The organism is Pseudomonas sp. ERMR1:02, from assembly GCF_002277815.1.
Taxonomy (GTDB): domain Bacteria; phylum Pseudomonadota; class Gammaproteobacteria; order Pseudomonadales; family Pseudomonadaceae; genus Aquipseudomonas.
The window spans coordinates 209671-222872 of record NZ_NKJI01000008.1; the positions used below are offsets into that span (position 1 = coordinate 209671).

Consider the following 13202-nt stretch of genomic DNA (forward strand, 5'->3'; position numbering starts at 1 on the left):
CAGAGGGGCTCATTAATCGCACCAGCGCATCTTTGGCAATTGCACCGGGCTGACGCTGGTTCCAGCTATCTGGCATTGCCGTTCTCCTTGGCGATGAAAGGTCTGGTACAGACTAGTAGAGAAGTAGAACTACCGACAAACGAAGGCTGATAGAAGCGCGCGAGTATGAGGTAAATCTGCAACGACTCGAAGCGCAAATATGTAACCCGCAGACGGGTGGCATTGTCATGTTGAAGCGTTCTCCTCAACGCGATAACTGGCAACACAAATACCTAGCGCTCCCAAAGGTTGCGGGAAAAAGGTCCGCACGATACCCTCCCACCGTCGCTGCCAATTCAGCGACCGGGCTTGGTAACCCGAGGTAAATCACTGCGCAACAGTGCTATGCGTTCGCAGGCGCCTTTTTTTCGCCTGCGATCTGCGTTATGGCGGCTGTGCGTGGGACGTCTTCGGACGTGCCGGTTTCCTTGATTTCCCGGTTTACCAACCTGCGCACAGCTGCCACCCATTCGCTTGGTAACGAATGCGGCAGCTCTTCAAATTAAGGAGCTTTGCAATGCGCAGTATGGATCCGTACAAAAATTGGCTTTTCCCTCAACGCAATTCCCAGTTGCGTAACACTCTCTCCCCTCGCCTCTCCCTCATCGGAGGTGGCCAATGAACGAACAACTCGAACTCAAAACCATCGGTTTAACCCCCGCTATCTACTGTTCCGATCAACCTCTGTTCCACGTCACTCGCGATGTTCCTCTGGGCGATGCGTTGGCCATGGCTTCTGATTTTCTGTTTCTCGCCAAGGCGCTGACCAAGGATGCGGCTTACGCCAGGGACACGGATTATCACGCCTGGGCTGCGCATTATTTGACGGCGATGAGTAAGGCGGTGGTGGATGATGCGGTGAAGGTGTTGACGCGGGATCGGGGGTTTGGGTCGGCGGCGAAGCGGGAAGCGGAGAAGGCTGAGGAGTAGAAGCTGAAGCCTGTGGGGGATGGCTTGCGGTTGTGGCGATGGATTCAGCATTGATGTTGGTTGGGCTGACGCTTTCGCGGGCAAGCCCGCTCCCACAGGGATTTGCGGTGAGCTCACTGGCGTTGATTGGCCCGCGTGGGTGAGTGGCTTGGGGTTGTGGCAGCGCATTCAGCTTTGGTGTTGAATGGGCTGGCGCTTTCGCGAGCAGGCTCGCTCCCACAGGATTCGGTGAGTTGGTGGCGTATTGGGTCGCTTGGAGTTGCTAGCGAATGACAGTCGGGTTAGCCCCGAGCTTTTTCGGGGCTTCAGGTATAAACCACTCACTACCGAATGAGCTTTCGCTCCGGTTCCGAGATTTCTTGGACAACTCCAGACATCTGTCCCACATGGCCGACATGTCCCCATATCTATATAAAATCACAGGATTATTTGACGAGGGATCGGAAATGATCAGGACAGCGCTCACCGGCATCATGTGCTTTGCCGTCAGTCTCGCCGTGTTTGCCGCAAACGGTGAGGGTCAGGACGGTTATTGGTATGTGCAAACCAGCGCCTATACCAAACACTGGACCCATGACCCCGAACACAACAACCATCAGGAGCTGGTCGGTGTCGAGCGCGTCTACGCCGATGGTTTGCTGTGGGGGGCGGCCACTTTCAAAAACTCGTTCTACCAACGCTCGTATTACGCTTACCTGGGCAAAGTCTGGGAGCATGAGCGCTATCCGGTTTACGTCAAACTGAGCGGCGGCCTGATCGAGGGTTACGAAGGTAAATACGAAGACAAAATCCCCCTGAACCATTTTGGTGTCGCCCCCGTCATCATCCCCTCATTCGGTGCTCATTGGGGACCCGTGGCAGCCGAATTCGTCGTGCTTGGAGGGGCTGCGGGGATGGTCAATGTCGGGTTACGGTTCTAAAGGCAAGGCTGACGTTTGACGGTGAGCTGCGCGAGACCTGTAGCAGCTTTTGCAGCACCGCCCCGCTGTGGATAACTTCTGATTCCCCCCACTCAATCCACACTCTTCTAGACTTAAATGACAGGTCGTAGAAAGAACCGAACACGTCGCTTTCGTGCAGTTGAATAAAAGGCAGCGTGGCAAGCTCCCCTAATGCCCTTTACGAGGTGCGGCGAAGACCGCATCGGGCACAACAAGATGCCCGCTCAGGGTGCCCTGGCCACCGGCCTGAAAATGCCACGATACCGTGACGTGGTGTGAATGCCGCAGCCGACACTTTCGGACGACCGACGACCTTCTGGTGTGTCCGTGACCGTGAGGATTGCTGAATGCCTGATGAGAGTTTGCACCTGCCTGTGGTCAACACCCTGCTGGAGCGCCATAAGGGCACTCCCGGCGCACTGTTGCCCATCCTTCATGATATTCAGGAACGCATCGGTTATATCCCCGATGCCGCCATCCCCGAGATTGCCCACGCGCTGAACCAGAGTCAGGCCGAGGTTCGCGGGGTGATCAGCTTTTACCATGACTTCCGTACCGCGCCGCCGGCCCGCCATATTCTGCGTCTGTGCCGGGCCGAGTCGTGCAAGAGTCGCGGTGCCGAGCAGCTTGCGGCGCAGTTGCGCGAACGCCTGCAACTGGATGATCACGGCAGCAGCGCCGACGGCAGCATCAGTCTGCGTCCGGTGTATTGCCTCGGTGCCTGCGCCTGTTCGCCCGCCCTGGAGCTGGATGGCCGGGTGCATGCGCGGCTCAGTGCCGAACGTCTGGATGCATTGCTCGACGCTTGCCGGGAGGACGCGTGATGCCGACGCTCTATCTGCCTTGTGATTCGCTGGCCCGTGCCGTGGGTGCCGATGAGGTGGCTTCGGCCCTCTCCAGCCAGACTAATGTGGACCTGCAACGCACCAGCTCGCGCGGCCTGTACTGGCTGGAACCGCTGCTGGAAGTGGACACCCCGGAAGGCCGAATCGGCTTCGGCCCGTTGACCGCTGCCGATGTGCCATCCGTGCTGGAAGCGTTGCAAGGCGATCCATCAAGCCATCCACTCGCCTTGGGCCTGGTGGAAGAATTACCTTATCTCAAATCCCAACAACGCCTGCTGTTCGCCCGCGCCGGTATTACCCGGCCGTTGTCGCTGGACGATTACCGGGCACACGGTGGTTTCGAAGGCTTAACCAGGGCCGTCGCCATTGGCGGCGAACAAACCGCAACTGCCGTATTCGACTCCGGCCTGCGCGGCCGAGGCGGCGCAGCCTTCCCCGCCGGGATCAAATGGCGCACGGTCCGCGCCACCCAGGCGGCGCAAAAATACATTGTTTGCAACGCCGACGAAGGCGACTCCGGCACTTTCGCCGACCGTATGTTGATGGAAGGCGACCCCTTCCTGCTAATCGAGGGTATGGCCATTGCCGGCATTACCGTCGGCGCCACCTTCGGCTACATCTATGTTCGCTCGGAATACCCAGACGCCGTGGCCACCCTGCGTGCAGCGCTGAACATCGCCCGAGCCGCCGGTTACCTCGGCGCCAATGTCGGCGGCAGCGGTCAGGCCTTCGATATGGAAGTGCGCGTCGGTGCCGGCGCTTACATCTGCGGTGAAGAAACCGCGCTGTTGGACTCTCTGGAAGGCAAACGCGGGATCGTCCGCGCAAAGCCGCCGATCCCCGCCTTGAAAGGCTTGTTCGGCCAGCCGACCCTGGTGCACAACGTGCTGACCCTGGCCTCGGTGCCGCTGATTCTGGCCAAGGGCGCGCAGTTCTATCGTGATTACGGCATGGGCCGTTCCCTGGGCACCATGCCCTTCCAGCTGGCGGGCAATATTCGTCACGGCGGTCTGGTAGAACGGGCTTTTGGCCTGACTCTGCGGGAGTTGGTGGAAGACTACGGCGGAGGGACCGCCAGTGGCCGGCCACTGAAAGCCGCGCAAGTCGGCGGCCCGCTCGGCGCGTGGGTGCCACCGTCGCAATTCGACACGCCGCTCGATTACGAAGCCTTCGCCGCTATCGGCGCGATGCTAGGTCACGGAGGTGTAGTGGTGGCTGACGACAGCCTGGACATGGCCCACATGGCGCGCTTCGCCATGCAATTCGGCGCCGAAGAGTCCTGCGGCAAATGCACCCCGTGCCGCATCGGCTCGACCCGGGGCGTGGAGGTGATAGACCGCCTGCTGGCCGCGCCAGACCAGAGTGGTCGCGATGAGCAGGTGATCATTCTCAAGGACCTGTGCGACACCCTGCAATACGGTTCGCTGTGCGCGTTGGGCGGCATGGTTTCCTTTCCGGTAGCCAGCGCCCTCAAGCACTTCCCCGCCGACTTCGGCCTGCAAGCCTCGGAGGCCGAGCAATGATCACTCTCTTCGACCCGAAAACCGATATCGACCTGGGCACGCCCGCTCGCGACAGCCAGGTGCAAGTCACCCTGAACATCGATGGCCGCAGCATCAGCGTGCCCGAAGGCACCTCGGTGATGCGCGCCGCCGCGCTGATGGGCACCACCATTCCCAAACTCTGTGCCACCGACAGCCTCGAAGCCTTCGGCTCTTGCCGCATGTGCCTGGTGGAGATCGACGGTATGCGCGGCTATCCGGCGTCCTGCACCACGCCGGTCAGCGAAGGCATGACCGTGCACACCCAGACGCCGAAGCTCGCAACCCTGCGCCGCAACGTCATGGAGCTGTACATCTCCGACCACCCGCTGGACTGCCTGACCTGCTCGGCCAACGGCAACTGCGAGCTGCAAACCGTCGCCGGCCAGGTCGGCCTGCGCGAGGTGCGTTATGGCTACGAAGGCGAGAACCATCTGGCCGATGTGAAGGACACCTCCAACCCGTATTTCGATTACGACCCGAGCAAGTGCATCGTCTGCAATCGCTGCGTGCGCGCCTGCGAAGAAACCCAGGGCACCTTTGCCCTGACCATTACCGGGCGCGGTTTCGAATCCCGTGTCGAGGCTGCAGGTGGCGAGAACTTCCTCGACTCGGAATGCGTGTCTTGCGGCGCCTGTGTACAAGCCTGCCCCACCGCGACCCTGATGGAAAAAAGCGTGGTCGAACTGGGCCAGCCCGAACGCAGCGTGATCACCACCTGTGCCTATTGCGGCGTGGGCTGCTCGTTCCGCGCCGAGATGAAAGGCAACCAACTGGTACGCATGGTTCCGGACAAGAACGGCCAGGCCAACCACGGCCACTCCTGCGTCAAAGGCCGTTTCGCCTGGGGCTACGCCACCCACCCGGATCGCATCACCAAACCGATGATCCGCCAGCACATCAACGACCCTTGGCAGGAAGTCAGCTGGGACGAAGCGGTGACCTACGCCGCCAGCGAATTCCGCCGGCTGCAGCAAAAATACGGCCGCGACTCCATCGGTGGCATCACCTCCAGCCGCTGCACCAACGAAGAAACCTATCTGGTGCAAAAACTGGTGCGCGCCGCCTTCGGCAACAACAACGTCGACACCTGTGCGCGGGTCTGTCACTCGCCGACCGGCTATGGCCTGAAACAAACCCTGGGCGAGTCCGCCGGCACCCAGAGTTTCGACTCGGTGATGCAGGCTGACGTGATTCTGGTCATGGGCGCCAACCCCAGCGACGCCCACCCGGTGTTCGCCTCGCAACTTAAACGCCGCCTGCGTGAAGGCGCGCGACTGATCGTCATCGACCCACGCCGCATTGATCTGGTGGACTCGGTGCACGCTCGCGCCGAACTGCACCTTGCGCTACGCCCCGGCACCAACGTCGCCATGCTCAACGCACTGGCCCACGTCATCGTCACCGAAGGCCTGCTCAATCAGGACTTTATCGACGCCCGTTGCGAGGGCATCGATTTCGCCCACTGGAGCGAATTCGTCAGCCGCGCGGACAACTCGCCCGAAGTCCTCGGACCTATCTGCGGTGTAGCCGCTGCCGATATCCGCGCCGCCGCCCGCCTTTATGCCACCGGCGGCAACGCAGCGATCTATTACGGCCTTGGCATCACCGAGCACAGCCAGGGCAGTACTGCGGTGATGGGCATCGCCAACCTGGCCATGGTTACGGGCAACATCGGCCGCGAAGGCGTAGGCGTGAACCCGCTGCGGGGTCAGAACAACGTGCAGGGCTCCTGCGACATGGGCTCTTTCCCCCACGAGTTGCCCGGCTACCGGCACATCTCCAACGAAGTGGTAAGGGCGCAGTTCGAACAAGCCTGGAATGTCACCCTGCAACCCGACCCGGGTCTGCGCATCCCTAACATGTTCGAGTCGGCCCTGGCCGGCAGTTTCAAGGGCCTGTACTGCCAGGGCGAAGACATCGCCCAAAGCGACCCCAATACCCAGCACGTCACCGCAGCCCTTTCGGCCATGGAATGCGTGGTGGTGCAGGACATTTTCCTCAACGAAACCGCCAAGTTCGCCCACGTGTTCCTGCCGGGCTGCTCGTTCCTGGAGAAGGACGGCACCTTCACCAACGCCGAGCGGCGTATCTCGCGGGTGCGCAAGGTCATGGAACCTCTGGGCGGCAAGGCGGACTGGGAAGGCACGGTTGCCTTGGCCAATGCTCTGGGCTACCCGATGAACTACAAACACCCATCGCAAATCATGGATGAAATCGCCAGCCTGACGCCGACCTTCACCAACGTCAGCTACGCAGCACTGGACAGCCACGGCAGCCTGCAATGGCCGTGCAACGCCGACTCACCGGACGGCACGCCGACCATGCACATCGATCAATTCGTGCGCGGCAAGGGGCGCTTCATGCTCACCGGCTACGTGCCCACCGAGGAAAAGGTCAACAACCGCTATCCGCTGTTGCTCACCACCGGGCGCATCCTCAGCCAGTACAACGTCGGCGCCCAGACCCGGCGTACCGAAAACGTCGCCTGGCACGATGAAGACCGTCTGGAAATCCACCCGAGCGACGCCGAGAGCCGTGGCATCAACGAAGGTGACTGGGTCGGCATCGGCAGCCGCGCCGGCCAGACCGTATTGCGTGCGCGGGTGACCGAACGGGTCGCCCCGGGCGTGGTGTACACCACCTTCCACTTCCCGGAATCGGGGGCCAACGTCATCACCACCGACAACTCCGACTGGGCGACCAACTGTCCGGAGTACAAGGTCACCGCCGTGGAAGTCAGCCGCGTCTACCACCCTTCGGAGTGGCAAAAACGCTATCAGGAATTCAGCGACGAACAGGATCGTTTACTCAAGGATCGTCGTCATGCGCGCGGCGAAAAAGCGGAGTTACGCCGATGAGTACGGACAACCTGATCAAGATGGCCAACCAGATCGCCCAGTACTTCGCCAGCGAACCGGACCAGCAACAGGCTGTGCTCGGTGTGCGTAATCATCTGCAGATGTACTGGACGCCCGGCATGCGCAAGGAGTTGCTGGCCTGGCAGACAGAGCATCCGGCAGACTTGCATCCACTGGCGCAGGCGGCGGTCAGTGGGGCGGGTTGGGAGGCTTGAATTAGGGGAACTGTAGAAAACAACTGTAGGAGCTGGCTTGCCAGCGAAGGCGGTGTATCGGTCAGCACTTTTGTGAACTGACACACCGCTTTCGCTGGCAAGCCAGCTCCTACAAGGGTTATGTGTGGTACCTGATATTTGATGCTTCCCTAAGGCTATTCAATCTCGCATTTGAGTATTCAGGTTCACAAGGCTTAACAGGCAGCAGCGATGACCTGCGCTATCATCGCCCGCCTCTGCCTCCAAGAGCCTTGAATCCGGATGTCCGCAACGCTGCCACTGCCCGACGATCATCAATCACTGCCACCCGTGCTGGTCGGCCCGCTATTGCGGCGGCTGGAACCCAAGCGGCTGGTATTGTGGCTGGTGGGCTCGCGGGCGCTGGAGTTGACGCTGCGTTTGCAGGGGGTGGGCGATATTCGCCTCGATGCCGGGCAATGCACGGTCGTTGCGGTGGGCACCCATGCTTTTGTGCACCTGATCGATATGGCGCTGGACGTTGCCCTGCCCTGTGACGAGTTGATCGAGTACGACCTGCTGATCGATAACGGGACAGGCATCGCCGAATGGGCGCCACATCTGTTGTACGGCGATGCTCGTACACCGAACTTCGTCCTGCGCTCGCGTATCGATCAATTGCTGCACGGTTCCTGTCGCAAGCCTCATCACCCGGCAGCGGACGGTTTGCTCTGTGTCGATGCGCTATTGGCGCAAGAACATCACGCCTGTGATCGCCCGGCACTGCTGATGATGAGCGGCGATCAGGTCTACGCCGATGACGTTGCCGGGCCAACCCTGCGGGCGATTCATGCCTTGATCGAACGGCTGGAGTTGTTCGGCGAGCATCTGGAAGGCGCCGTGGTCAGCGACAGCGCCAAACTCTACGAGCACCCTGCCAGTTACTATCACCGCGCGGATTTGTTACCGGCGCTGGAGAGCAACGAGACTCTGCGCGAGCGATTTTTCGGTGGCGCGCGTAAGCCGATTTTCACCAGCAGCAGCGCCGACAATCATCTGGTGACCTTCGGCGAAGTCATGGCCATGTACCTGCTGGTCTGGTCGCCGACGCCCTGGACCTTGATCGCTGCGCAACCGCCGGCGCTGACACCGCAAAGACGCGAGCGTTATGCGCTGGAACAGACGCGCATCGACGGTTTCAAGGCGGGGCTGGGCAAGGTTGCTCGGGCGTTGGCGCACTTGCCGACGCTGATGATTTTCGACGACCACGATATTACCGATGACTGGAATCTTTCCGCGCAATGGGAGGAAACGGCCTACGGCCATCCGTTCTCCAAACGCATCATCGGCAATGCGCTGTTGGCTTATATGTTGTGCCAGGGTTGGGGCAACAACCCGGATGCGTTCAGCGGCGTGCTGGAAAAGGCCCGCTCGTTGAGTGTCACCGGGCACGACCGTTACCTCGACAGCGGGGCTCAGGACGCATTGATCGATGACCTGCTGAGCTTTCAGCATTGGCACTATGTGCTGCCGACTACGCCGGCCATGGTCGTGCTCGACACCCGCACCCGGCGCTGGCGCAGCGAGATGAACCTCAAGCAACCGTCTGGCCTGCTGGACTGGGAAGCCCTCAGCGAACTGCAACAGGAGCTTCTTGATCATCCCTCGGCGATCATCGTTTCGCCGGCGCCGGTCTTCGGCGTGAAACTGATCGAAACCGTGCAACGCATCTTCAGCTGGTGCGGTTACCCGCTGCTGGTGGACGCGGAAAACTGGATGGCCCATCGCGGTGCGGCGCAGGTGATCCTGAACATTTTCCGACACTCCCGTACACCGGGCAGCTACGTGGTGCTGTCCGGCGATGTGCACTATTCCTTCGTCTACGAAGTGCTGATCCGACACCGCAAGGCCGGGCCGCGCATCTGGCAGATCACCAGCAGCGGCATCAAGAACGAATTCCCACGAGCCCTGTTGGAGTGGTTCGACCGCCTCAACCGCTGGCTGTATTCGCCACGCTCGCCCCTCAACTGGCTGACCAAACGCCGGCGCATGCGCATCGTTCCACACATTCCCGAGCACGCTGAAGCGGGTGAACGGCTGTGGAATTCGGCGGGGATCGGGCAGGTGTTCTTTAATGAACAAGGGCAACCGCGGGATATTTTTCAACACAATTCCAATGGTTCGCCGAAGACGCGGATGGTTGCACCGCAAGGCGATGATTGATCGTTCCCACGCTCTGCGTGGGAATGCAGCCCGGGACGCTCCGCGCCCCTTCCAGAGCCGAACGCGGAGCGTCCGTTGAGGCATTCCCACGCAGAGCGTGGGAACGATCAAGCGCGGAGCCATGACGTTTTTCGTCGGAACGCCGCCCGGAGCAGGCTCGCTCCTACAGTTGAACGGTGTCGCTCATGAACCTCACCCGAACATTGATCATCGGCAACTCAGGCTCCGGCAAGAGCTGGCTGGCCGAGCGATTGGCCGGGCATCTGCAAGTACCTTGGGTTGATCTCGATTCAATCCACTGGCTATCCGACGAACACAGCATCGCCCGCCCCCACGCCGAGGCGTTGGGCATGGCGCGCATTGCGGCCAGTGAAGAGTGCTGGGTAATCGAGGGTGCCTACGGCTGGATCGTCAGCGAACTCTTGCCCCGAGCAACGGCGTTGATCTGGTTGAGTGTCGATGATGAGACTTGCGTCGCGAATATTCGTCAGCGCGAGGCGAAACGGGACGAGAACGATGAGTTGTTGGTCGCATTGCTGGGCTGGGCTGGCAGTTATCGTTCGCGTGATGGGTCCAGTGGCTTCGCTGCGCATCAACGGCTGTTCAACGGTTTCAGTGGTTCGAAAATCCAACTCGAGGACCGGGGCGATATCGCTGCATTCCACGGACAACAATGATCGCTCCCACGCTTCGCGTGAGAACGATCCTGTTTTCAGGCCGCGTTAATCGCCCGACTCACCCCTCTCACAATCATCTCCACCTCCCGCTCGTCAATCGTCAGCGGTGGCAGCAAGCGGATGGTCTGGCCCCGGGTCACGTTGATCAGCAAGCCGTGATCCCGGGCGGCGATCAGGGTCAGGTCGCGGATCGGTTGTTTGAGTTCGATGCCGATCATCAGGCCCTGGCCGCGGATTGCCAGGACGTTCGGGTGGTCTGCCAATTCCCTGTGTAGTCCATTGAGTAACCGCTCACCTTGAAGGCGGGCGTTATCGCGCAGGCCTTGTTCCTCGATGATTTCCAGCACCGTGCAACCGACCCGGCAAGCCAGCGGATTACCGCCGAAGGTGCTGCCGTGGCTGCCCGGCGTAAACAATTCGGCGGCTCTGCCACGGGCCAGACAGCCGCCAATGGGGATGCCATTGCCCAGGCCTTTGGCCAGGGTCATGACGTCGGGGACTATGCCTTCGTGCTGGAAGGCGAACCACTGACCGGTGCGGCCGATACCGGTCTGGATTTCGTCGAGCATCAATAGCCAACCGCGCCGGTTACACAGTTCGCGCACGGCTTTGAGATAGCCGGGTGGCGCCAGTTGCACGCCGCTTTCACCCTGGATCGGCTCCATCAGAATCGCCACGATGCGTGAGCCGTGCGCCTGCTGCACCCGGTCCAGAGCCTTGAGATCACCGAACGGCACCTTGATGAAATCTCCCGGCAATTTATTGAAACCTAACCTCACGGCTGGACCATCGCTGGCCGACAAAGTGCCGAGGGTCCGCCCATGGAAAGCGTTCTCCATGACCACCACCAGCGGTTGTTCGATGCCTTTGTGCCAGCCATGCAGCCGCGCGATTTTCAGCGCCGTTTCGTTTGCCTCGGCGCCGGAATTGTTGAAAAACGCCCGGTCCATGCCGGCAAGCTGAGTGAGCTTGTGCGCCAGCCGCTGCTGCCAGTCGATGCTGTAGAGGTTCGAAGTGTGCAGCAGCAATCCTGCCTGCTCGCTGATGGCGGCGACGATTTTCGGATGGGAATGGCCAACGTTGGTCACCGCCACCCCGGCGACCGCATCCAGGTATTCACGACCGGCCTGATCCCACAGGCGCGTGCCCAAACCTTTTTCGAAACTCAAGGCCAGAGGTTGGTAAGTGCTCATCAGGCAGGCGGCGGTCATGACATCAGGCTCCATCAATTGTCGGTGTTTTTGCAGTATGGTTAGCCACCTGAGCTGGATAAACTGCGCATAACTTCGATCATTTAAAAGCTGGGCTTGATAATGGATTTATTCCAGGCAATGACCGTTTACGTAAGAGTGGTGGAAGCCGGGAGCATGACCGCCGCCGCGTTGCAGTGCGAAATGTCCACAACCATGGTCGGCAATCACCTCAAGGCGCTGGAGCAGCGGCTGGGTGTGCGCCTGATCAACCGTACGACGCGACGCCAGCGCCTGACGGAATTCGGCAGCGCGTATTACCAGCGCTGTCTTGAAGTGTTGGGGCTGGTGGCGGACTCGGAGCGCCTGGCAGAGCAGACCCTCGACGAACCGAGCGGTACCCTGCGCATCACCGCGCCGCTGACCTTCGGCACCGAACGCCTGGCGCCGGCCTTGAGCGAGTTCAGCCTGCAAAATCCACGAGTGAAACTGGACGTAGTGTTGACCAATCGGCGCCCCGACTTGCTGGATCACGGCTTCGACGTGGCCTTCCGCCTGGGCGCACTCGAACCCTCCAACCTGATCGCCCGCCCGCTGATCGACTACACCCTGACCATGTGCGCTTCAAAGGAATACTTGGCGCGACGCGGCATTCCGGAAGAACCCGAAGACCTGCAACACCACGATTGTCTGGCGTTTGCCTATCCGGCCGGCGATGACTGGCAATCGGTGGCACGGCAATGGCGCCTGAATAGCCCGGAAGGTGAAATCGTGGTGGCGGTCAGCGGTTCGCTGGTGATCAACAGTTCAGCCGGTCTGCACCAAGCGGCGCGTACCGGAATGGGTATTGTGATGGTGCCCGATGCGCTGGTGGAGCAGGATCTCAAGGACGGAAAACTGCTCCCCTTGCTGCAGCGTTATCAACTGCCGAGCCGACCGATGCATCTGGTCTACGCCCAGGATCGCTACCGCCTGCCAAAGCTGCGTCGTTTCGTCGACTTCGCCATGGGGATGTGGGGCAAGCACTAGCCGGGTGAATAACGGCCGTATCCTTTACATCCCCGCCTTCACCAGCACCGGTTTTTCCTGATAGCGATCCGGGTACAGCTGCTTGAGCTGCGCGACCTTCGGCAGATCGTTGATCACGATATAGGGATAGCTCGGATGCTCGGTCAGAAAGTCCTGATGTTCCTCCTCCGCCGGGTAGAAACCGTTGTAGCTTTCAAGCTTGGTCACAATCGGTTTACTGAACGAATGGGCAGCGTCGAGCTGGGCAATGTAGGCCTGTGCGACCTTTTGCTGCTCGCTGCTTTTGGTAAAAATAGCCGAACGATACTGGGTGCCGCTGTCCGGCCCCTGACGGTTGAATTCGGTCGGGTTGTGCGCCACCGAAAAGTAGATTTGCAGCAAGGTCCCGTAGCTGACCTGACTCGGGTCGAACGTGACTTCCACGGACTCCGCGTGACCGGTATCGCCATTGCTGACACGCTCGTATTGAGCAGTGTTGGCTGCACCGCCTGCGTAACCGGAGACGGCATTCTTCACGCCTTTGACATGCTGGAACACACCTTGAACGCCCCAGAAACAACCACCGGCGAAGACCGCGGTTTCACTGTGGGCCTGGGTGATTTCGTCGAGGGTTGGCGGCGCAATAATCACCGCTTCTTCGGCACCGCCGAAAGAGAACGCCGAGCATTGGCCGATGACGCCGACAGCAACAACGCCCAACAACGTACGGCGCCAGGTGAACAAGGTTTTCATGGGTCAGACTCCTGAATGTTT

At 60.5% G+C, this 13202-nt stretch carries 11 protein-coding genes; 9 read left to right on the forward strand and 2 right to left on the reverse strand.

Translation table 11 applies throughout. From position 1 onward, the window contains the following. Positions 1–657 precede the first annotated feature (657 nt). The 8 genes from CES87_RS16965 to CES87_RS17000 all read left to right on the forward strand — a co-directional run bounded on the left by CES87_RS16965 (position 658) and on the right by CES87_RS17000 (position 10230). Positions 658–969 carry a DUF3077 domain-containing protein gene (locus CES87_RS16965; protein ID WP_128607035.1) on the forward strand — a complete coding sequence of 104 codons (312 nt, stop codon included), beginning with the start codon at positions 658–660 and terminating at the stop codon, positions 967–969. Between the two features lie 473 nt (positions 970–1442). Continuing rightward, complete coding sequence (locus tag CES87_RS16970; protein WP_218196305.1) at positions 1443–1889, forward strand: sn-glycerol-3-phosphate transporter; 447 nt, start codon at positions 1443–1445, stop codon at positions 1887–1889. Between the two features lie 368 nt (positions 1890–2257). Beyond that, positions 2258–2734 carry a formate dehydrogenase subunit gamma gene (locus CES87_RS16975; RefSeq protein WP_128607037.1) on the forward strand — a complete coding sequence of 159 codons (477 nt, stop codon included), beginning with the start codon at positions 2258–2260 and terminating at the stop codon, positions 2732–2734. Then, positions 2734–4278, forward strand: coding sequence for an NADH-quinone oxidoreductase subunit NuoF (locus tag CES87_RS16980; protein ID WP_128607038.1), 1545 nt, complete (start codon positions 2734–2736; stop codon positions 4276–4278). Before CES87_RS16975 ends, CES87_RS16980 begins: the two co-directional genes overlap by 1 nt. Then, positions 4275–7157: a formate dehydrogenase subunit alpha gene (gene fdhF / locus CES87_RS16985; protein WP_128607039.1), complete on the forward strand. Its 2883-nt coding sequence runs from the start codon at positions 4275–4277 to the stop codon at positions 7155–7157. Before CES87_RS16980 ends, fdhF begins: the two co-directional genes overlap by 4 nt. Next, positions 7154–7372 (forward strand): formate dehydrogenase subunit delta, encoded by a 219-nt coding sequence (locus tag CES87_RS16990; RefSeq protein ID WP_128607040.1) that lies wholly within the window; start codon positions 7154–7156, stop codon positions 7370–7372. Before fdhF ends, CES87_RS16990 begins: the two co-directional genes overlap by 4 nt. Before the next feature lie 261 nt (positions 7373–7633). Continuing rightward, positions 7634–9553: an alkaline phosphatase D family protein gene (locus CES87_RS16995; RefSeq protein WP_128607041.1), complete on the forward strand. Its 1920-nt coding sequence runs from the start codon at positions 7634–7636 to the stop codon at positions 9551–9553. A 185-nt stretch (positions 9554–9738) separates the two neighbouring features. After that, positions 9739–10230 (forward strand): adenylate kinase, encoded by a 492-nt coding sequence (locus CES87_RS17000; RefSeq protein WP_128607042.1) that lies wholly within the window; start codon positions 9739–9741, stop codon positions 10228–10230. Positions 10231–10265: 35 nt separating this feature from the next. On the opposite strand, the gene CES87_RS17005 is transcribed toward CES87_RS17000, so the two are convergent. Further along, positions 10266–11441 carry an aspartate aminotransferase family protein gene (locus CES87_RS17005; RefSeq protein ID WP_128607043.1) on the reverse strand — a complete coding sequence of 392 codons (1176 nt, stop codon included), beginning with the start codon at positions 11439–11441 and terminating at the stop codon, positions 10266–10268. A 102-nt stretch (positions 11442–11543) separates the two neighbouring features. On the opposite strand from CES87_RS17005, the gene CES87_RS17010 reads away from it, so the two are divergent. Further along, a complete protein-coding gene (locus tag CES87_RS17010) occupies positions 11544–12449 on the forward strand; it encodes a LysR family transcriptional regulator (RefSeq protein WP_128607044.1) in 906 nt (301 codons plus the stop codon). A 24-nt stretch (positions 12450–12473) separates the two neighbouring features. On the opposite strand, the gene msrA is transcribed toward CES87_RS17010, so the two are convergent. Beyond that, entirely contained in the window at positions 12474–13181 is a 708-nt protein-coding gene (gene msrA, locus CES87_RS17015; protein WP_128607045.1) for a peptide-methionine (S)-S-oxide reductase MsrA, read from the reverse strand. Positions 13182–13202 lie beyond the last annotated feature (21 nt).